Source organism: bacterium (genome assembly GCA_024742285.1).
Classification (GTDB): domain Bacteria; phylum Myxococcota_A; class UBA9160; order UBA9160; family UBA4427; genus UBA4427.
Map to the genome: position 1 here is coordinate 173,340 of JANSYR010000009.1, position 18,108 is coordinate 191,447.

Annotated in this window: 16 protein-coding genes; 10 read left to right on the forward strand and 6 right to left on the reverse strand. The window is 68.9% G+C overall.

Annotation, left to right across the window (positions count from 1 at the left end):
* The first annotated feature begins 10 nt into the window (after window positions 1-10).
* Window positions 11-712 carry a hypothetical protein gene (locus NXI30_17315; protein ID MCR9095985.1) on the forward strand — a complete coding sequence of 234 codons (702 nt, stop codon included), beginning with the start codon at window positions 11-13 and terminating at the stop codon, window positions 710-712.
* 45 nt (window positions 713-757) lie between these two features.
* Here the strand turns inward: NXI30_17315 and NXI30_17320 are convergent, their stop codons facing one another.
* The 4 genes from NXI30_17320 to yhbY form a co-directional block, all read right to left on the reverse strand.
* On the reverse strand, window positions 758-1,612 hold the full coding sequence (locus NXI30_17320; protein MCR9095986.1) for an alpha/beta hydrolase: 855 nt from the start codon (window positions 1,610-1,612) through the stop codon (window positions 758-760).
* 64 nt (window positions 1,613-1,676) lie between these two features.
* On the reverse strand, window positions 1,677-3,731 hold the full coding sequence (locus tag NXI30_17325) for a TonB-dependent receptor (protein ID MCR9095987.1): 2,055 nt from the start codon (window positions 3,729-3,731) through the stop codon (window positions 1,677-1,679).
* 131 nt (window positions 3,732-3,862) lie between these two features.
* The gene (locus NXI30_17330) at window positions 3,863-4,255 is read right to left on the reverse strand and encodes a hypothetical protein (protein MCR9095988.1); all 393 of its coding nucleotides are present in this window, start codon (window positions 4,253-4,255) and stop codon (window positions 3,863-3,865) included.
* A gap of 61 nt (window positions 4,256-4,316) precedes the next feature.
* Window positions 4,317-4,640, reverse strand: coding sequence for a ribosome assembly RNA-binding protein YhbY (yhbY, locus tag NXI30_17335; GenBank protein ID MCR9095989.1), 324 nt, complete (start codon window positions 4,638-4,640; stop codon window positions 4,317-4,319).
* A gap of 236 nt (window positions 4,641-4,876) precedes the next feature.
* Between yhbY and NXI30_17340 the strand changes: the two genes are divergently transcribed.
* The 5 genes from NXI30_17340 to NXI30_17360 all read left to right on the forward strand — a co-directional run bounded on the left by NXI30_17340 (window position 4,877) and on the right by NXI30_17360 (window position 11,356).
* Window positions 4,877-6,538 carry a PilT/PilU family type 4a pilus ATPase gene (locus NXI30_17340; GenBank protein ID MCR9095990.1) on the forward strand — a complete coding sequence of 554 codons (1,662 nt, stop codon included), beginning with the start codon at window positions 4,877-4,879 and terminating at the stop codon, window positions 6,536-6,538.
* A 51-nt stretch (window positions 6,539-6,589) separates the two neighbouring features.
* Window positions 6,590-7,672: a PilT/PilU family type 4a pilus ATPase gene (locus NXI30_17345; GenBank protein ID MCR9095991.1), complete on the forward strand. Its 1,083-nt coding sequence runs from the start codon at window positions 6,590-6,592 to the stop codon at window positions 7,670-7,672.
* A 181-nt stretch (window positions 7,673-7,853) separates the two neighbouring features.
* On the forward strand, window positions 7,854-10,319 hold the full coding sequence (locus NXI30_17350) for an efflux RND transporter permease subunit (GenBank protein ID MCR9095992.1): 2,466 nt from the start codon (window positions 7,854-7,856) through the stop codon (window positions 10,317-10,319).
* A gap of 43 nt (window positions 10,320-10,362) precedes the next feature.
* Window positions 10,363-10,677, forward strand: a complete 315-nt coding sequence (locus tag NXI30_17355; protein ID MCR9095993.1) for a hypothetical protein — start codon at window positions 10,363-10,365, stop codon at window positions 10,675-10,677.
* Window positions 10,678-10,717: 40 nt separating this feature from the next.
* On the forward strand, window positions 10,718-11,356 hold the full coding sequence (locus NXI30_17360) for a class I SAM-dependent methyltransferase (GenBank protein MCR9095994.1): 639 nt from the start codon (window positions 10,718-10,720) through the stop codon (window positions 11,354-11,356).
* Window positions 11,357-11,371: 15 nt separating this feature from the next.
* Here NXI30_17360 and NXI30_17365 read toward each other — a convergent pair whose 3' ends face one another.
* Window positions 11,372-12,427 carry a DUF2889 domain-containing protein gene (locus tag NXI30_17365; protein MCR9095995.1) on the reverse strand — a complete coding sequence of 352 codons (1,056 nt, stop codon included), beginning with the start codon at window positions 12,425-12,427 and terminating at the stop codon, window positions 11,372-11,374.
* 10 nt (window positions 12,428-12,437) lie between these two features.
* On the reverse strand, window positions 12,438-12,728 hold the full coding sequence (locus NXI30_17370; GenBank protein ID MCR9095996.1) for an antibiotic biosynthesis monooxygenase: 291 nt from the start codon (window positions 12,726-12,728) through the stop codon (window positions 12,438-12,440).
* 368 nt (window positions 12,729-13,096) lie between these two features.
* On the opposite strand from NXI30_17370, the gene NXI30_17375 reads away from it, so the two are divergent.
* The 4 genes from NXI30_17375 (at window position 13,097) to NXI30_17390 (ending at window position 17,900) form a co-directional block, all read left to right on the forward strand.
* Window positions 13,097-14,371, forward strand: coding sequence for a HAMP domain-containing histidine kinase (locus NXI30_17375; protein ID MCR9095997.1), 1,275 nt, complete (start codon window positions 13,097-13,099; stop codon window positions 14,369-14,371).
* Window positions 14,368-15,597 carry a HAMP domain-containing histidine kinase gene (locus tag NXI30_17380; protein ID MCR9095998.1) on the forward strand — a complete coding sequence of 410 codons (1,230 nt, stop codon included), beginning with the start codon at window positions 14,368-14,370 and terminating at the stop codon, window positions 15,595-15,597. The genes NXI30_17375 and NXI30_17380 overlap by 4 nt, the downstream gene beginning before the upstream one ends.
* Window positions 15,597-17,003, forward strand: a complete 1,407-nt coding sequence (locus NXI30_17385) for a sigma-54 dependent transcriptional regulator (protein MCR9095999.1) — start codon at window positions 15,597-15,599, stop codon at window positions 17,001-17,003. Before NXI30_17380 ends, NXI30_17385 begins: the two co-directional genes overlap by 1 nt.
* Window positions 17,004-17,072: 69 nt before the next feature.
* On the forward strand, window positions 17,073-17,900 hold the full coding sequence (locus NXI30_17390) for a PspA/IM30 family protein (protein MCR9096000.1): 828 nt from the start codon (window positions 17,073-17,075) through the stop codon (window positions 17,898-17,900).
* Window positions 17,901-18,108: the final 208 nt, after the last annotated feature.

Below are 18,108 nucleotides of genomic sequence, written 5' to 3' on the forward strand. Positions count from 1 at the left end.
GTTGTGAGCCATGACGAACGACAATCACGACCGACGACATGGATCCTGCGGCGGTGGCGCCCGGCGGCGGGGCCGCGACGGTGGGCGCAGCCGACGCCGAGAGCGCGAGGGCCGGGAAGGCCCGCGAAGCCAGCGCCGCGAGCGTAAGGAAAAGGTCCTGCACACGCGGATCTCCGAGCAGCTCGCCGACGACATCCGACGCTTCGCCGAAGAGGTCCGGGTCCCCGCTTCGAACCTGGTCCGCAACGTCCTCGAAGAGGTCTTCACCGTGGCCGACTCGATCCAGGACGACGTCGGCGACCTGATGGACGATCTGGCGGCGGAAGCCGAGGGCGTCCGCGACCGCGTGTGGCGGCAGCAGCGTCGCCGGTCCCGCGCGCGCCGCCAGCGCGACGGCGACGCGGACGTAGAGGCAGAGTTCCGGCGTGACGAAGCAGCGGAGGCGGACGACGCCGGGCGCGTCGCTCCGCCGGAGGCGCCCGCCGAGCCGGAGGCCGAAGAAGCCCCGCCGATTCCGCCCGCTTCGCAGCTCTTCCCGGACGTCCTCGGCTGGCAGCCCCTCGTCCTCAATCGGGACCTGGCCTGCGGTCGTTGCGGCCTCGATCTCCGCGCAGGCGAGAGCGCCTTCCTCGGCATGGCCGCGGGGGGGCTGACGGAGACCGCCCTCTGCGGCCCCTGTGCCTCCGGGAGTACGGGGCGGCGCGGACGTTAGGCGGAGGCGCGGTCGCGGGGCGGAGGGGCGCTCGCGCTTCGCGGCCTAGCCCAGCACGAATCCGCAGACCGCGCGCTCGAACCCTTCGGGGTTGTCCGTCGCGACGGAGTGGGCCGCCTGGGGAACGACTTCGAGCTTCCCGTTCTGGAGCACGTCGTCGACCATCTTGTCCGCCGTGTCGGGTGCCAGGATGTCGGAGGCGGCGCCGCGGACCACGAGGGTCGGGCAGGGCACCTTCGCGAGGGCGTCCCACTGCTGCTGGATGAAGGCCTCCTCGGCCTTCTTCGCCGACTCGTCGTTCGGGCGATCGCCGCGGAGCTTCGGATCCATCTTGAGCTCGAAGAGATCGTCGTCCCTCTGCTTGAGCGCGTACTTCGCCATGCGCTGGAGGGCGGCGGGCTGGCCGGCGGGATAGTTGAGCGAGAGCATGCGCGCATACTCTTCGACGCTCGTGAAGACCGGGGCGCGCTGCTCCGACATCTCCTGGCCGATCCGCGAGGTTCCGCGGGCGTCGAGCTCGGGGCCTATATCGACGAGAACGAGGCCCGCCAGGCGTTCGGGGTGACGGCCCGCGAAGACGGTCGAGACCCGGCCACCCATCGAGAAGCCGATCAGTACGAAGCGGTCGATCCCGAAGTGGTCGAGGATCCGCTCGAGGTCGTCGGCCATGTCTTCCGGGTGGTAGCGACCCTCGGCGTCCCAGTCGGAGTCGCCGTGGCCCCGCTGGTCGACGGCGAGCACGCGATAGTGCTCGGCGACCGCCGGGACGAAGTCGTCCCAGAGATGGGCCTCGTTTCCGTGGCCGTGCAGCAGGACCATCGGCACGCCCTCGGTGCTCCATTCGAGCACGTGGAGGGCGTTGTCGTGGCTTCCGGTGACGCGATGGGAGGTCGGTTCCATCGCGCCAGCCTACCACGGAGAACGCGGCCCCGGGCCAGCTCGCCCGGGGCCGCGATCCGTCGGTCTAGAACCGGGCGCGCACCCCGAATCGGATGTTCCGACCCGGGAGGATCACCTCGTCCTTGTTGAAGGCCACGTGGTTGCGGCCGCGCACGTCCGTCAGGTTGCGCGCGACGATCGAGAACTCGATCGGGATCGCGTCCACGATCTCGATCTCGTGCGACAGCGACGCGTTCAGGTAGGTGAAGTTCTTCGTGTTGGTCTCGAAGTCCCCGACCTCGTCCTGCGCCTCGGTCCGGAGGAACCCGACCCGGGCGTTCGTCCGGTCGCCGCGGATCGAGACGCCGCCGCCCCAGCGGATCGGCGTGATCCGCGGCGCGTTGTTGCTGCCGCCGCTCACGCCGTTCCCGTCGAAGCGGGCGCGCACGTAGTCGAACTGCGCGTCGAGGGCGAAGGTGCCGCAGTCCTCGAGGGTGACGAGGTCGAGATCGCCCTGGACCTCGAAGCCGTAGAAGAGCGCGTCGCGGTCCGTGTAGAAGAGCTCGGCGAGATCACCGCCCGGCAGCCCGTCTTCGTCGACCAGATTTCCCGTCCGCGCGGCGAAGATGAAGTCCTCGTAGTGGGTCACGAAGCTCGACCATTCGATCCGTCCTCGTTCGTGGGTCGCCTCGATCCGGAAGTCGCCGGTATAGGAGGTCTCGAGATCGAGGTCCTCGTCACCGATCTCGAAGGTGGCGGTCGCCTCGTGAGCACCCCGAGCGAGGAGCTCCGCGATCTCCGGCGCGCGCTGGCTCACCGAGCCGTTCATGCCGATCGTCAGCCAGTCGGTCGGGGTCTTCACGAGGCCGAGCGAGCCGGAGACGGCGTTGAAGCTCTGGTCCCGGTTGATGTCACCTGCGTCGACGCCCTGCACCCGGGTGTTCTCGTAGCGGAAGCCCGCTTCGAGGCTCAGATCCTCGGTCAACAGCCGCTCTTCGAAGAGGTAGAACGCGACGGTTCGACGGTCGGCGGGGGAGAGGAATTCGGCGGCTTCGCCCTCGCCGCGGAAATCGCGGTGCTGTCCGTGGATACCGAAGGCGCCGTGGAAGCCGGCGATCGGCTCGTGGAGGACTTCGAGTCGACCGTCGAACTCTTCGTTGCGATAGGTCTGACCGATCGCGCCGCCGGCGATCTCGTCGTGCTCGTAGTCGGTGTAGACGCCGCGGAGCCGGATCTCCTTCACGCCCGCGATCGGCGCGAAGAGATCACCCTCGAAGCGGAAGCGGTCGGCGTGCATGTCGATGTCGACCGCCTCGTCCTCTTCGGGGATGCCGTATTCGTTCTCGATCCGGGTGTAGGACACGCCGACGCGACCGACCTCGTTCGCGTAGGCCACGCCGCCGGAGCCCATCCACTGGTCGGTGTGGGTGCTCGACTGGATGCGCGGGCGATCGTCGTTCGGGATCGAGTAGTCGTTCGACTGGCGCATCAGGCCGTCGAGGTGGAAGGACCAGTTCCCCGAGGTTCCGTCGACCGTCGCGGCGAGGTCGCGTTCGTTCGCGACGAGGCCGATCCCGCCGAAGATCTCGGCGTCCAGGCCGTCCTCGCCGCCGCCGTTCGGGACGCGGTTGGTGATGACGTTCACGACACCCGCGGACGCGCTGCCGCCGTAGCGGAGCGTGCCGGGGCCGCGGACGATCTCGACGCGCTCGGCGACGAGGGGATTGGTCGGGACGGCGTGGTCCGGGCTCTCCCGGGACACGTCCTGGGTCCGGAGTCCGTCCTCGAGGACCTCCGTGCGGTAGGCGTCCTGGCCGCGGACGACCGGTCGGCTCGCGCCGGCAGAGAAGCCGGTGGACGTGATGCCGGGGATCTGGTTCAGGGTTTCGCCGAGCGTAGAGCCCAGGTTGAGGAGGAGCTCGTCCCGCTCGATCCGGTCGACGGGGACGGAGAGTTCGTCGCGGTCGTGCTCGAGGGGCGAGGCGGTCACGACGATCGTCTCGGTGACGCCGTGTTCGTCGTGTTCGTGGTCGTGGGCGTGCGCCGGTTCACCGTCTTCGGCGAAGGCGGAGGACGCGAGGGTCAGGAGGCCGGCGAGCGCGAGGCACGCGCGGCAGTGCGTACGGGAACGAGGGGACATCGGTCTTCCTTCGTGGCGGACGTCATGGGACGCCGCCGTGGACGCTCGACACAAGAATGTGTCGGACATCGCGAATACGAGCGGACGCGGCGACTCGAAGCGAGTGCGCGTCGGGTTTCGATCGGATGGGCTCAGCCGATCGGAGGCGCTCGTGTGGCAGGAAGGCCGGAGAAGGGGGCGCGAGCGGCGCCGGCGCTGCGTTCCGGCAGCGCCAGGGCGACGAGGTCCGTGGGAACGAGCCGTCCGCCGTCCGTTGCGGGTGTCGACTTCTCTTCGGAGGAGCGGCACCCGACGCAGGGAGCGTTGTCGACCGAGACATGGACCGAATGCTCGTGATGCGCATGGTCGTCCGAGACGACGGGGGTGTTGGAGGCGTCGAGGCTCCCGGATTCGGAGACGTGGGCGGGATGGACGTGACCGACGAGAAAGCCGAGGGCGAGCAGACCGAGAAGCGCCGCAACCCGCTGGAGGGGCGTACCGGTAGCGACGTGGAGACGGCTCGAGGAGGTCTGCATCCTTCGCATGGCGGCCAGTGAGTAGCAGAGCGCACGTGCGCCCGGCCACTCCAGAGGAAGCGCCCCCAGCTCAGCCCTTCTTCGGCAGCTCGATCCGCGGCTCTTCCGGATTCGGCCGGTAGAGGACGACCGTGTGTCCGACGACGCCGCAGAGCGCCGAGTGGCTCCGGTCGGCGAGCTCCTGGGCCGCGGCCTTCTTGTCCGGCGGCTGGCGCAGGCGGACCTTCACCAGCTCGTGCTGATCGAGGGCCTCGTCGAGGGCACCCACGACGGCGTCCGAGAGGCCGCCTTCGCCGACGAAGACGATCGGCTTGATCGCGTGGGCAAGGCCGCGGAGGTGGCGGCGCTGGGCGCCGGTCAGGCTCGGGGCGGGCCGGGATTCGTTGGCGGACACGGTGGGGCTCCAGGCGGCGGGCGGATTCTTGGGGGCGCCGAATGAGAAGGGTCGCGCACAGTAGCCTAATCCCGCGGGGGGAGCGGCCGGGAGGCCGCGAGTCGCGCCGTAGGCGTGGAGTCGCCGACAGGCGACGAGTCCGCCGCCGCAGGCGGCGGGAGCGGCGGACTGCCGAGGGGCGTCGCCGACGTCCCACCTCTCAGGAGACTCCCCTGAGATGCCGATGAACCCGAGCGATGGCCACCAACAAGCCGATACCCCTGGTGGGGCGACTCGCGATCCAGCTCAAGATGCTGACCCAGGACGAGGTCAAGCGAGCGATGACCGAGAGCGTCTCCTCTGGCAACCCGCGACTGGCGCAGGTCTTCCTGCAGATGGGGCTCCTCGATCGCGATCAGATCGCGCAGCTCCAGAAGGTCCAGAAGGACCTCGTCGAGAAGCACCGCGCCAAGAAGGCCGGCGCCGATGCCGCGCCCACGCCGCCGCCTGCCCGCGAAGCGCCGGCGCCGGTGGTGGAAACGGCGCCCGCGCCGCCGCCTGCCGCTCCCGACGTGAACGAAGCGGCGATGCACGCAGCGCAGGGGGCCTCGCCCATGCAGGGGGCCGACGTCGCGGCGCTCCACGAAGCGCCGCCCGAGGCTGCCCGCCCGGCGCCGTCCGAACCCGTGGCCTCGTCGCCCGCAGCGGAGGCTCCCCCCGCCGCCGCGCCGGCTTCGCCCGTCGCGCCGCCGCCCCAGGCCACCGCACCGCCGCCGCAGGCCGCGCCTGTGCCCCCGGCGGCTCCGGCGGCCGGCGAAGACGGACCGATCAGCCTCGAGCTGCCGATCCCGAATCCCGGGGAGGCCGACCGGCAGAAGCTCGAAGCGATGCTCAAGCTCGGCGTCGACCAGAAGGCGTCCGACGTCCACTTCCACGCCTACGGCCCGCTCAAGCACCGGATCGCCGGCCAGCTCCAGGTGACCGAAGAGAACGTCGACGGCGAGTTCGTCGAACGGGTCGTCGTGTCCTCCCTCGACGAGGCCCAGCGGAAGGTGCTCCGTGACCAGGGCGAGATCGACTTCTGCTTCGACCTGCCCGGCGTCGGACGCTTCCGCGCCAACGCCTATCGGCAGCAGCGCGGCCTCGACGCGGTCTTCCGCATCATCCCGGACGAGCCCCCGACCCTCGAGTCCCTCGGCCTGCCCGAGGAGCTCAAGAAGTACACCGATTTCCACCAGGGCATGGTGTTGATCACGGGGCCCGCGGGCTGCGGCAAGTCCGCGACGATGGCGGCCCTCGTGAACCACATCAACGAGACGCGGGAAGATCACATCCTCACCGTCGAGGACCCGATCGAGATCATCCACCCGTCGAAGAACTGCCTGGTGAACCAGCGTCACGCGGGTCACCACACGGCCAGCTTCTCCCGCGCGTTGCGCGGCGCGCTTCGCGAAGACCCGGACATCATCGTGATCGGCGAGCTGCGCGATCTCGAGACGATCTCCCTCGCGATGACCGCAGCGGAGACCGGTCACTTCGTGCTCGCGACGCTGCATACGGCGAACGCGGTGCGGACGGTGAACCGGATGATCGGCGCCTTTCCCTCGAACGAGCAGGATCAGGTGCGTGCCATGCTCTCGGAGTCGCTCCGCGCCGTCGTCTCCCAGCGACTCGTACCGAACGCGGAAGGGAACGATCGGATTCCGGCCCTCGAGCTGCTCGTCATCAATCGGGCGATCGGGAATCTGATCCGCGACGAGAAGACGACGCAGATCCGCTCGTCGATGCAGACGGGGAAGGCTCACGGCATGTATCTGCTCGAGCAGTCCCTCAACGAGCTGGTCGTCGAAGGCAAGATCACGCGGGAGACCGCCCTGGACCTCGCCGAAGAGAAGAAGCTGATCACCGCCGGCGCCTAGCACGCGCCCCGGCCTGTCCGCTCCGCGCAGGCCAGGTGGAAAGGAACGAATTTGGCCGCCATCGACTCGCTGCTCGTCCACATGAAGGAGAACGACGGCTCCGACCTCCATCTGGTCGCCGGTCAGCCGCCGCGCTTCCGAGCGAAGGGCAAGATCCAGATCATCCCGGGACACGACGTCCTCTCGAACGAGGCCCTGCGCGCGATGATGCACGAGATCGCGACGACGCGAGCCTGGGACGAGTACGAGACGACGAACGATCTCGATTTCGCGTTCAGCCTCGAGGGGGTCGCCCGCTTCCGCGCCAACTACTTCGTCCAGCAGACGGGCGCCGCCTGCGTGTTCCGGATCATTCCCGAGGAGATCCTCTCCCTCGAGACCCTGAACATGCCCGAGGCGATCTGCAATCTCGCCGATCTGAAGGAAGGGCTCGTCCTCGTGACCGGCCCGACCGGCTCCGGCAAGTCGACGACCCTCGCGGCGATCATCGACAAGATCAACAAGACCTACTCGAAACACATCGTCACGATCGAGGACCCGGTCGAGTTCGTCCACGAGAACCGCAACGCGCTCTTCTCCCATCGCGAGGTCGGTCTCCACACCCAGGGCTTCGGCCCCGCGCTCAAGAGCGCGATCCGTCAGGACGCGGACGTGATCCTCGTCGGCGAGATGCGGGAGATGGAGACGATCAACCTGGCGATCACCGCCGCCGAGATGGGCATGCTCGTCTTCGGGACGCTCCACACGAACAACGCCGCCAAGACGATCGACCGGATCATCGATGCCTTCCCCGCGGAAGAGCAGAACATGGTCCGGATCTCGCTCTCCGAGTCCCTCGCCGCGGTCGTCTCGCAGCTGCTCCTCCCGAAGAAGGAGGGCGGCCGCGTCGCCGCGAACGAGATCCTGCTCAAGGCCTCCGGCCTGCCGAACGTGATTCGCGACGGCAATACGCCGATGCTCAGCCAGATCATCCAGGCCGGGAAGAGCCAGGGCATGCAGCTCATGGACGACGTGCTCTTCGCTTATGCGAAAGATGGGACGGTCAGCGCCTACGACGCCTACATGAAGGCGACGGACAAGGCGCGCTTCGAGCCGCTCCTCCAGGCCGAAGGCGAGGAGCCGCTTCCCGGCTGACCCCGGAGGCGACGCGCTCCGAGCTCGAGCCGCGACAGCGTGTCGCATTCGTTTCGCCCCAATGGATGTCGATCCCCGCAGTCCGTCCGGGGCCTCGACTAACGCCGCGACGCATCCGTCGCGCCAGCCTGCTACACCTCGATGGTGCTCGCTTGGACGCGAGACACGAGGTGCGCCGCTCGTGGTTGGAGTTCGGGGAAAGATCGAGGAGGCGTTCGGCACGTGGTCGCGCGTGGTGGTGCGCTACCGCTGGGTCGCGATCCTGCTCGTGCTCGTCGCGACCGCCGGGCTGGCGACGCGCATCCCGTTGATGGAGGTCGAGACCTCCACCGACGACTACTTGCGCGACGGGGATCCCGAGAAGATCGCGTACAACGCGTTCCGAGATCAGTTCGGTCGCGACCAGGTCATCTTCGTCGTGGTCGAGCCGCCCGAGGTCTTCGACCTCGCCTTCCTCGAATGGCTGCGAGATCTCCACGAGGCCCTCGAAGAAGAGGTGCCCTACGTCTACGACGTCTCGAGCCTCGTCAACATCCGCTCGATCTACGCGGAAGGGGACACCCTCGTCGTCGACGACCTCCTGCAGAGCTGGCCCGAGGATCGGGCGGCGGTCGAGGCGGTGCGTGCCCGCGCGCTCTCGACCGAGAGCTACATCGACAACGTGATCTCCGCGGATGGCAGCGTGACCGCGTTGCAGGTGCGTTCCTACGCCTACTCGTCGGAAGAGTCCGAGGCGGACGAGCTCGGCGGATTCGACGACACGCCGCCGGACGTCCTGCGCGACAACCTCTCCGCGGTCGAGCACTCGGCGTACAGCCGCGGCGTGATCGAGGTCGTCGATCGCTTCCGCCGCGACGACTACACGATCCACCTGACCGGTCAGCCGCTGGTCGCCTATGGCCTCACGCGGTCGATGGCGCAGGACGTGCCGAAGATCTTCGGGGGCGCGCTGCTCCTGGTGGGCGTCATGATCGTCGCGCTCTTCCGGCGCCTTTCCCCGCTTCTGCTCTCCTCGACCGTCGTGATCCTCTCCCTGGTCTCGACCCTCGGGATCGTCCAGCTCCTCGGCTTCCCGATCAGCATCCCGACCCAGATCCTGCCGTCCTTCATGCTCGCGGTCGGCGTCGGCTACGTGGTCCATCTGCTGACGATCTTCTTCCGCGCGCTCGGACGGACGGGCGATCGACAGGAAGCCCTCGAGCAGGCCCTTCGCCACGTCGGGCTCCCCATCCTGATGACCGCGGCGACGACGATCGCCGGGCTCGTCTCCTTCGTGGCGGCGGATCTCGAGACGGCGTACCAGCTGGGGATCTCGGGGGCGATCGGCGTCGCTGTCGTGGCGATCTATACCCTCGTCTTCGTGCCGGCGATCCTCTCGCTGCTGCCGCTCTCCGCGAAGCGCAATCGCGGCGGGCTCGAAGGCGGCTCGTTCTTCCTGACGGCGTGCGGCCGCCTCTCCGTGCGCCACCCGAAGAAGCTGACCGCGGCCGCGGCCGTGCTGGCGGTCGCCTCGATCGCCCTCCTGCCGCGCCTCGACTACTCCGCGAACCCGATGGACTATTTCCCGGATGGCCACTGGCTGAAGGAGGGCACGTTCTACACGGACGAGCGGATGGGCGGGATGCAATCCCTCGAGATCGTGATCGACTCCGGGCGGCCGGAGGGGCTCCACGAGCTCTCCGTTCTCGAAGGCATCGGCCGACTCGACGCGCTCGTCGCCGAGCTCGAGGCCGAAGGGGAAAAGGTCACGCGGACCTGGTCGATGCTCCAGATCCTGAAGGAGACGAATCAGGCGCTCAACCGAGGGGATCCCGCCCACTACCGGATTCCCGACGACGAGCGGCTGATCGCCCAGGAGCTCCTGCTCTTCGAGCAGAGCGGCTCCGACGATCTCGAGAAGATCGTCGATCGCCAGTTCAGCCAGGCGCGCATCAGCGTGCTGACCGGCTGGGAGGACGGCGTCGAGAAGCAGCGCTTCATCGACCGGATCCGCGACCGGGTCGTCGACGCGGTGGGTGACGACGCGGAGGTCACGATCACGGGGGCGGTCGCGCTGATCGCGCGGACCGCTTCCGCCAGCTCCGAGAGCATGATCCAGAGCTACTCCCTCGCGCTGCTCCTGATCACGCCGATGATGATCATCCTGATCGGGAGCCTGCGAGCGGGACTCGTGAGCATGGTCCCGAACCTCGTACCGATCCTCTCGTCCCTCGCCCTCATGGTCGTCGTCGGAATCGAGCTCGACCTGTTCACGATCCTCGGCGCGTGCATCGCCATCGGCCTCGCCGTCGACGACAGCATCCATTTCATCAGCGGCTTCCGTCGCCACTTCGAGCAGACCGGCGACCCGGAGCGCGCGGTCGAGCTCACGATGGAGTCGACGGGCCGGGCGCTGCTCTTCACGTCGGTCGTTCTCGCGGCGGGCTTCGCGACCCTCGGGCTCTCCTCGATGGCGAACCTGGGCTATCTGGGGCTCACGACGGCCTACGCGATCACGCTCGCCTTCGTTCTCGACGTGACGGTCACGCCGGCGCTGCTCGTGCTCACCCATCGAAAGGTCGGATCGCGGAAACGATCGGCGGACGCGAGCAGGGCGGATGCCTTCGGGGAGGACGACGAGCAGGAGATCGCGCGCGAGACCGGTTGAGAAGGCAGGGCAGGGCGTGCGAGACTGTCGACGGGGGTGAGGGTTGGAACGAAGGACCCTGCCGATGCTGAATCACGCTGCTGCTCTCCGAACCTTCCTCTTCACCGTCGCGTTCGCGCTCGTCGCGACCGGCGCCTCTGCCCTCGATGGCATCGAGCTCTCCGAGCCGATCGAGCCCGCGGGCGAAGGCGAGTGCCCGCGGCTCGTCCAGATCAAGTATCCCTTCCTCTCGTGCGCGAGCGGCCAGATCGGTCAGTCCGACGCGAACGAGACCTGGGAGAACTCGCGGCAGCTGCCGCAGCAGGGCGCCTGGAACGAAGGCGACGGCGCCTGGGGTCCGGACCAGAACCAGAACTGAGCCCGCCCGGCGCGCGGCGTCGCGTGATCCGAGGAGCCCGATGACGAGACCGGATCCTCCGGCCCCCGATCCGGGCCACGTGCTTCGCGACGCCCCCGCCACCCATCGCAACCGCGAGCCGATCCTCGAGGAGCTCGCGCGCTGGCTACCGCCGTCGGCGCGCGTCCTCGAGATCGCGAGCGGAACCGGGCAGCACGCCGTCTTCTTCGCGGAGCGGATGCCGGGACTCACCTGGCTGCCGACGGACGGGGATCCCGAGAGTCTCGGGACGATCGAAGCCTGGATCGCCGAGCGCGGCACGACGAACGTCGAGCCGCCGCGGCGGCTCGACGCGAGTCGGCCGGACTGGGCCGAGGCCGTCGGTCCCATCGACGCGATCTTCAACGCGAACATGATCCACATCGCGCCCTGGGAGGTCGCACTCGGCCTCTTCGAAGGCGCCGGGCGCGCGCTCGCGACCGGCGGCCGGCTCCTGCTCTACGGCCCCTTCAAGGTCGGAGGCGCGCACACGTCCGAGAGCAACGCGTCGTTCGACGCGAGTCTCCAGGATCGCGACGCGCGCTGGGGCGTGCGTGACGTCGAGCGCGTGGTGGAGCTCGCGAACGCGGCGGGGCTCACGCTCGTCGAGACGAGGGAGATGCCGGCGAACAACAAGCTGCTCGTCTTCGAACGCGATTGAAGCGGTCGCTCGTCGTCAGCCTCGTGCGCGATCGTTCATCGTGAACGTGGCCTTCTCGATCGGTCCCCCTTCGCGCCACATGTAACAGGCGCCGGGGTTGCCGCCGAGGCGCGCGACGTCGGGCTCGATGCCCTCTTCGCGAGCGCGGGCCCGCTCTTCGAAGAAGAGGTCCATCTGGGCCGCGATGATCTGGATGAAGCCCGGGGCGAACATGAGGAGCGCGTCCCGGATGGCGCAGAGCGCGGTCGTCTCGTTGGTCAGGTCGAAGATCCGTTTGGCGAGGCCGGGCAGGACGGGGGAGCCGACGAAGGACGAGAAGGTCCCGGTCTCGTCCCGCCATTCGACGTCTTCGAGGGAATCGGCGTCCCGGATCCGCTCGAGCACCTCGAACTCGCCGAACGCGAAGCGCTTGCGGTCGACGGTCGCCGCGATCTTCACCTCGTGGAAGCGCTCGACGCGCTCGAGCGAGTGGCTGTCCGCCGACCACGGCCGGGTCATCGAGTCCGTCAACCCGACCGCCACGTCGATCCGTTCGTCCTCGCGACGCAGGCCGTCGACGAAGACCGCCCGACGGAAGAAGCGATCGCCGACGGCATGGCGCGTCCCCTCGCGCCCCGCGCGCGCGTGCTCGATCGCGGCGGCGTGCGGAATCGCGGAGGCCATCAGCTGGAAGAGCGTGAGCAGGTGGCTGCAGCCGAGCGGGCCGCCGAACTTCGCCGAGAGCTTCGCCGGGAACGCGTCGTCGAGACATTCGCCGGCGAGCTCGTAGAGTCTCGGCGCGGGATCGCGGCAGCACTCGCCGCCGGTGGCCTCCGAGGGCTCGACGGCGACGAAGGGCTGCTCGACGCGGATCGCCTCCATGCGAAGCGATTCGGGGTCTAGGTCCAGCTCGATGCTCATCGAGTGGATCACGCCCGCCGGCTGGATGTCGTAGCTCGTGGGGACGAAGCCGTTCTTGCGCAGATCGATCACGTCGCCGCGGGCGAGCCAGCGGTCGTCCGCGGTCTTGCGAAGCGAGACGGTGAGCGAGCGCGTGTGAAGCGGCAGGCCCAGGACGGGAGCGGGAGCCACGGCCGGGATCTCAGCCGTGTTGGTAGGTCGTGTGCGTCGGTCGGCCGCGGAGGATGTTGAGCGCACCCCAGTTGGTGACCTTCTTGAAGGCTTCGCTCGCGATGAAGTCCTTGAAGGCCTGCTCGTTCTGCCAGTTCGACACGATCAGGTAGGTCGGCTCGCCGTCGCCCACTTCCTTGAAGATCGAGGACGAGTCGTGTCCGTCGATGCCGCTCATCGTCTCGACGACCTTCGCGCAGGCATCTTCGAAGACCTGCTCCTTGCCGGGGATGACGAAGTAGTTCATGCCGATCGTGACCATCGAGGCTCCTCTAGCGTTGCGCCGTTGGGTGTGGGGCACCCGGAAATCGGTCGCGCATCATAGCGGCGCGTCCCGGTCGCGGGCGGCGTCGATGCCCCGAGGGGTGCGGAACGCCCGACCCAGGTCGGTTCGCGACCCGGAGTGCAGCCAATCGACTGCACTGTCACCCGCCGGACTGCAGTACGCTTGCTGCACTTCGCCGGTCGCGTCGGGCTCTCGCGGCACCAGGGGCGGCGAGAGCTTCGACCGAAGTGGGCACGGGCCTTGCTCTACAGGAGCGCATGCAAGGCACGGCACGAACCCGACCCCTCGATCGTCTGCGCGAATGCGGCTGGGACGGGGAATTCGCGGGCCCGGGAGGCGACGCGGTGGGAGACGGACGAGAGCGGAAGGGCGAGCGGGGCGATCTCCGCGGCTCCGATGCGGACGCGCCGGCCGACGAGCGCGGCCGGTCCCGTCGGCGCAGCCACCACGAACGAAAGGCCCATCGCCGCGCGGCGCGACTCGCCGACCAGGCCGCCCGCGCCGAGCGCAAGGCCGAGAAGGCGGCCCGCCGGGCCTGGCGCGAATCCGAACGGCGAAGGCGTCGCGACGAGAAGCGGCACCGCGCGCGGGAGCGAACCGAGCGCGAGGTCACGCCGGAGGAACGCGAGCACGCCCGCGCCGTGAAGCGCGCGCGGCGGCGCGCGAACCAGCGCATGGGCTTCGTGACCCACGCCGTGTCCTACGCCGCGACCCTCGGTCTCCTGATGGTCACGACCCGGAGCTTCCGGGTCGTTCTGATCGTCGCCCTCGCCTGGGGCATCGGCCTCTTCTGCCACTACTTCTGGGCCCTCGCGGCACCGCGCGTGCGCGATCGCTGGGTCGAGCAGGAAGTCGGCGCGCGCTCGCGAACGAAGGTCCGGCGCGAGCGCCGGCAGGTCGAGACGCGCAGCCGACGCTCGATGGAGGATCTCTCCGCGTCGATCGCCCACGAGATCCGCAACCCGATCACCGCCGCCAAGAGCCTCGTCCAACAGATGGGCGAGGACCCGGCTTCGGACGAGAACCTCGAATACGCAGGCCTCGCCCTCTCCGAGCTCGATCGCGTCGAGCGCTCGATCTCGCATCTGCTGCGTTACGCGCGGGACGAGGAACCCCGCTTCGCCCCGATGGCCCTCTCCGAGGTGGCCCGCGCCGCGGTCGTCGGGCTGCGCGACCGCGCGGCGGCCCAGGGTGTTTCGCTCGCCGTCGACTTCGACGTCGAAGGCGAGATGCGCGGGGACGCCGAGAAGCTTCGGCGGGTGGTGGAGAACCTGGTGGCGAACGCGATCGATGCCCTCGCCGAGAGCGGGACGCAGCGTCCGACGGTGGAGCTCCTCGGCGGCGAGAACCTCGCCGGGGACGAAGTGTGGCTGCGCGTGATCGACAACGGTCCGGGGATTCCCGCCGACGAGCGCGCGCGGATCTGGAGCCCCTTCTTCACGACCAAGGAGACGGGCACGGGGCTCGGCCTCGCGCTCTCCCGCAAGACCGTCGAGGCCCACGGCGGGAGCATCGAGCTGCTCTCCGACCCGCGGCAGGGAAGCGAGTTCGTGCTCTCCTTCCCGAAGGAGCCGAGCCCGACTTCACCCCCGAACGCGCGCGCGGAGAACGAACGATGAGCTGGACACACGCGACGAGACGAACGCCGGCGAGGGGTTTCGACTGGGGCTTCTCGCCGCCCCTGACCGACGAGGAGGGGGCGATGGAGATGGAGAAGCCCGTGAAACGTTCGCGTCGCGGAAAGCGGAAGCGCCGCGGGCCGCGTCGCGAGGGCGGATCGTCTTCGCGACTGCGCCTGGACGGCCGCGTCGGCCACCCGCGTGAGCTTCGCGACGAGGCCGGCGATACGCTCGCCGAGATGGACGAGACGCTCCTCACCGAGGACGAACGGGCCTATCGCGATGCCCGCCGTCGCGCCGACGAGAAGGTCGCGCTCTCGCGGGAGCTGGCGCGGGCGGGACTGATCACGGTCCCGTTGCTGCTCTTCCTCTTCCCCGCCGGCGTCGTCGCGCTGATCTACTTCAGCCTGAAGCTCGGACGCCGGGCCTTCCGGGCCTTCTACGAGCCCCAGCTGCACGCGCGCTTCCTCCAGGAAGAGGTCGACCGACGGGTCCGCACGAACGTCTCCTCCGAGCGCCGGGAGCTCGAAGGGGAGCATCACCGATCCCTCGAGAAACTCTCCGCCTCGATCGCCCACGAGATCCGCAACCCGATCACCGCCGCCAAGAGCCTCGTCCAGCAGATGGGCGAGGACGCCGGCGACGTCGATCAGGAGGAATACGCGCGGGTCGCGGTCGCGGAGCTCGAGCGGGTCGAGCGATCGATCTCGCATCTGCTCCGCTTCGCGCGCGAAGAGGAGACGCGGGTCGCCGACGTCGTGATGGAGGACGTGCTCGAGTCGGCCCTCGAGACCTTCCGGGATCGCGCCGCGCGAAGTGGGATCGAGATCGTTCGGCAGTTCGATGCCGCGGGTGGCATGGAGGGCGACGCGGAGCAGCTGCGACGGGTCGTGATCAATCTCGTGACGAACGCGATCGATGCACTCGAGGAGGGCGGCGTGCCGAGGCCGGAAGTGCGGGTGTCGATGGGCGAGAACCTCGCCGGGACCGAGGTCTGGCTCCGGATCGCCGACAACGCACGCGGGATCGACGACGAGACCCGCGAGCGGATGTTCGATCCCTTCTACACGTCCCGCGAGAACGGGACCGGACTCGGCCTCGCGCTCTGTCGCAAGATCGTCGACGTCCACGGCGGATCGATCGAGCTCGACTCGGCACCCGGCGAAGGCACGGAGTTCGTTCTGACCTTTCCGCGCGGGCGACGCGCGAGCGAAGGGGGGGCGTGATGGCGGAGAAGATCCTCGTCGTCGAAGACGAACACGCGATCCGGCTGGCGCTCAAGGGGCTCCTGAAGCGGGAGGGCCACGAGGTCGAGCTCGCAGCGGACGGCGAGGTCGCGACCTCGCTCCTGCGCGATCACGCCTTCGACCTCGTGATCACCGATCTCGCCCTCGGGCGCGGCGCCTCGGGGATGGACGTCCTTCGCGTCGCCAAGGAGGAGCGTCCCGAGACGGCGGTCGTGATGATCACCGCCCACGGAAGCGAGAAGATCGCCGTCGAGGCGATGAAGTCCGGCGCCGACGACTACGTGCCCAAGCCCTTCGACAACGACGAGCTTCGCGTGGTGGTCGCGCGCTCTCTCGAACGCCACCGACTCGAGCGCGAGAATCGCCAGCTGCGCGAACGCCTCGAGCGGGAGTTCGGATTCGATCAGCTGATCGGCTCCGGGACGCCGATGCGGCGTGTCTTCGAGACGATCAAGAAAGTCGCCGAGACCGATCTCTCCGTCCTGATCCGGGGCGAGAGCGGGACGGGCAAGGAGCTCGTCGCACAGGCGCTCCACGAATCGAGCCGCCGAAGGGGGCAGCCCTTCGTCGCCGTGAACTGCGCCGCGATCAACAGGGAGCTCGTCGAGAGCGAGCTCTTCGGACACGAGAAGGGCGCGTTCACCGGCGCCGACGCCCGCCGCATCGGGCGCTTCGAAGCCGCCGACGGCGGGACGATCTTCCTCGACGAGATCGGCGACATGGCACCCGAGACCCAGGCCAAGGTCCTGCGCGTCCTCGAAGAGCGGAAGCTCGAACGCGTCGGTTCGACCGAGACGATCGAGGTCGACGTCCGGGTCGTCTCCGCGACCCACCGCGACCTCGAGGAGCTCGCGCGGGAAGGCGCCTTCCGGGAGGACCTCTACTACCGGCTGAAGGTCGTCGAGATCGAGCTGCCGCCTCTCCGCGAGCGGATCGAGGACCTGGCCGCGCTCTCGGATCGTTTCCTGGGGCAGGTCGCCGAGCGTCTGGATCGCGACAAGAAGGCGCTCTCCGAAGAGGCGCTGGCCCGCCTCTCGCGCCACGAATGGCCGGGCAACGTCCGTGAGCTCCGCAACGTCCTGGAGCGGGCGGCGGTCCTGGCCGCCGGACCGGAGATCTCGGAGGCCGATCTCTCTCTGGGCTTCTCTTCGGACGGCGAGCTCGACGAGGTTGCGAGTGAATCGCCGGACCTCGACATCCCCTTCTCCGAAGCGAAGAAGCAGACCGTCGAACGCTTCGAGCGGCGATACCTCTCCGAGGCGCTGCGGGAGCACGAGGGCAACGTCAGCCGGACCGCGAACGCGATCGGCATGGTCCGGCAGAGCCTTCAGCAGAAGATCCGGGAGCTCGGCCTGAAGGCCGACGAGTTCCGCAAGCGCCGCTAGGCCAGGGGCCGGATCGAGCGAGCGCGGAATCCCTCGACTCGCAGAGTGTGTATCAATAGACACAATAATGTGTCGAACGATGGACGAAATCAACGAATCAACGAAGCCGGGTGGACCGGCGAGGAGGACGAGATGGAGAACGGCAAGCCGGGAATGTTCGCGCGCATGCGCAGCCTCTTCCGCGGGATCTTCGGATCCTGGGTCCGGGAGAAGGAGCAGGAGAAGCCCGAGGTCGTCTACGAGCAGGCGATCGCCGAGCGGGTCCGCCAGTACCGCGAGCTCAAGGACGCGGTCGCGGGCATCCTCTACATGCGAAACAAGCTCGAGAGCGAGATCGCGGATCGTCGCGCGGAGATCGCGCGGCTCCACGACGACGTGCGTCGGGCGGTCCGTCGCGGTCAGGAGGAGACGTCGCTCTCGCTGATCGCCCACAAGCAGGCGCTCTTCGAAGAGCTCGAGCGCGCCGAGCAGGAGCTCGAACAGGTGCGGGTCCAGGCCGAGGAGGCCAAGACCAACCTCGTGCGGTTCCGCGAGGAGATCCGGGCCCTCGTCCGGGAGAAGGGGCGGATGCTCGCCACCCTCGCGAACGCCCGGGCGCGCCGGCGGCTGCAGGCCGCGATCGAGGGGCTCTCGGTCGACGCCGAGATGGACGCCCTCGAGAACGTGCGGGAGCACATCTCGCGGATGGTCCTGCAGGGCGAGGTCAACAAGGAGCTCGGCGAGGACGGGGATGCGTTCCGGGTCCAGCTCCGCGGCTTCCGGGACGAGGCCCGGCGCGAGTCGGCCCGGTCCGAGCTCGAGAGCCTCAAGAAGGAGCTGCTCCCGCCGCCTTCGATCCCGGCCTCGGTCGTGTCGAAGAGCGAGGCACCGGCGACGCCGGTCCCCGCGGCGAGCTGAGTCGCGCTCGCAGGCGCCGAGCTCGAGCCCCTCGGGGATCGAGCGCTACAGGAGGCCGTCGCGGTTGACCCCGCGGCGGCCTCTCGCTAAAAACTGCGCTCCTTCGAGGGCTTGCGCGGCGACCGATGTGTCCGGCCTGCGGCCCGGGCGAGGGTCCCAGTTTCATTCGAGCCCGATCCGCGCGAATCCTCCGTCGCGGATCGCCCCC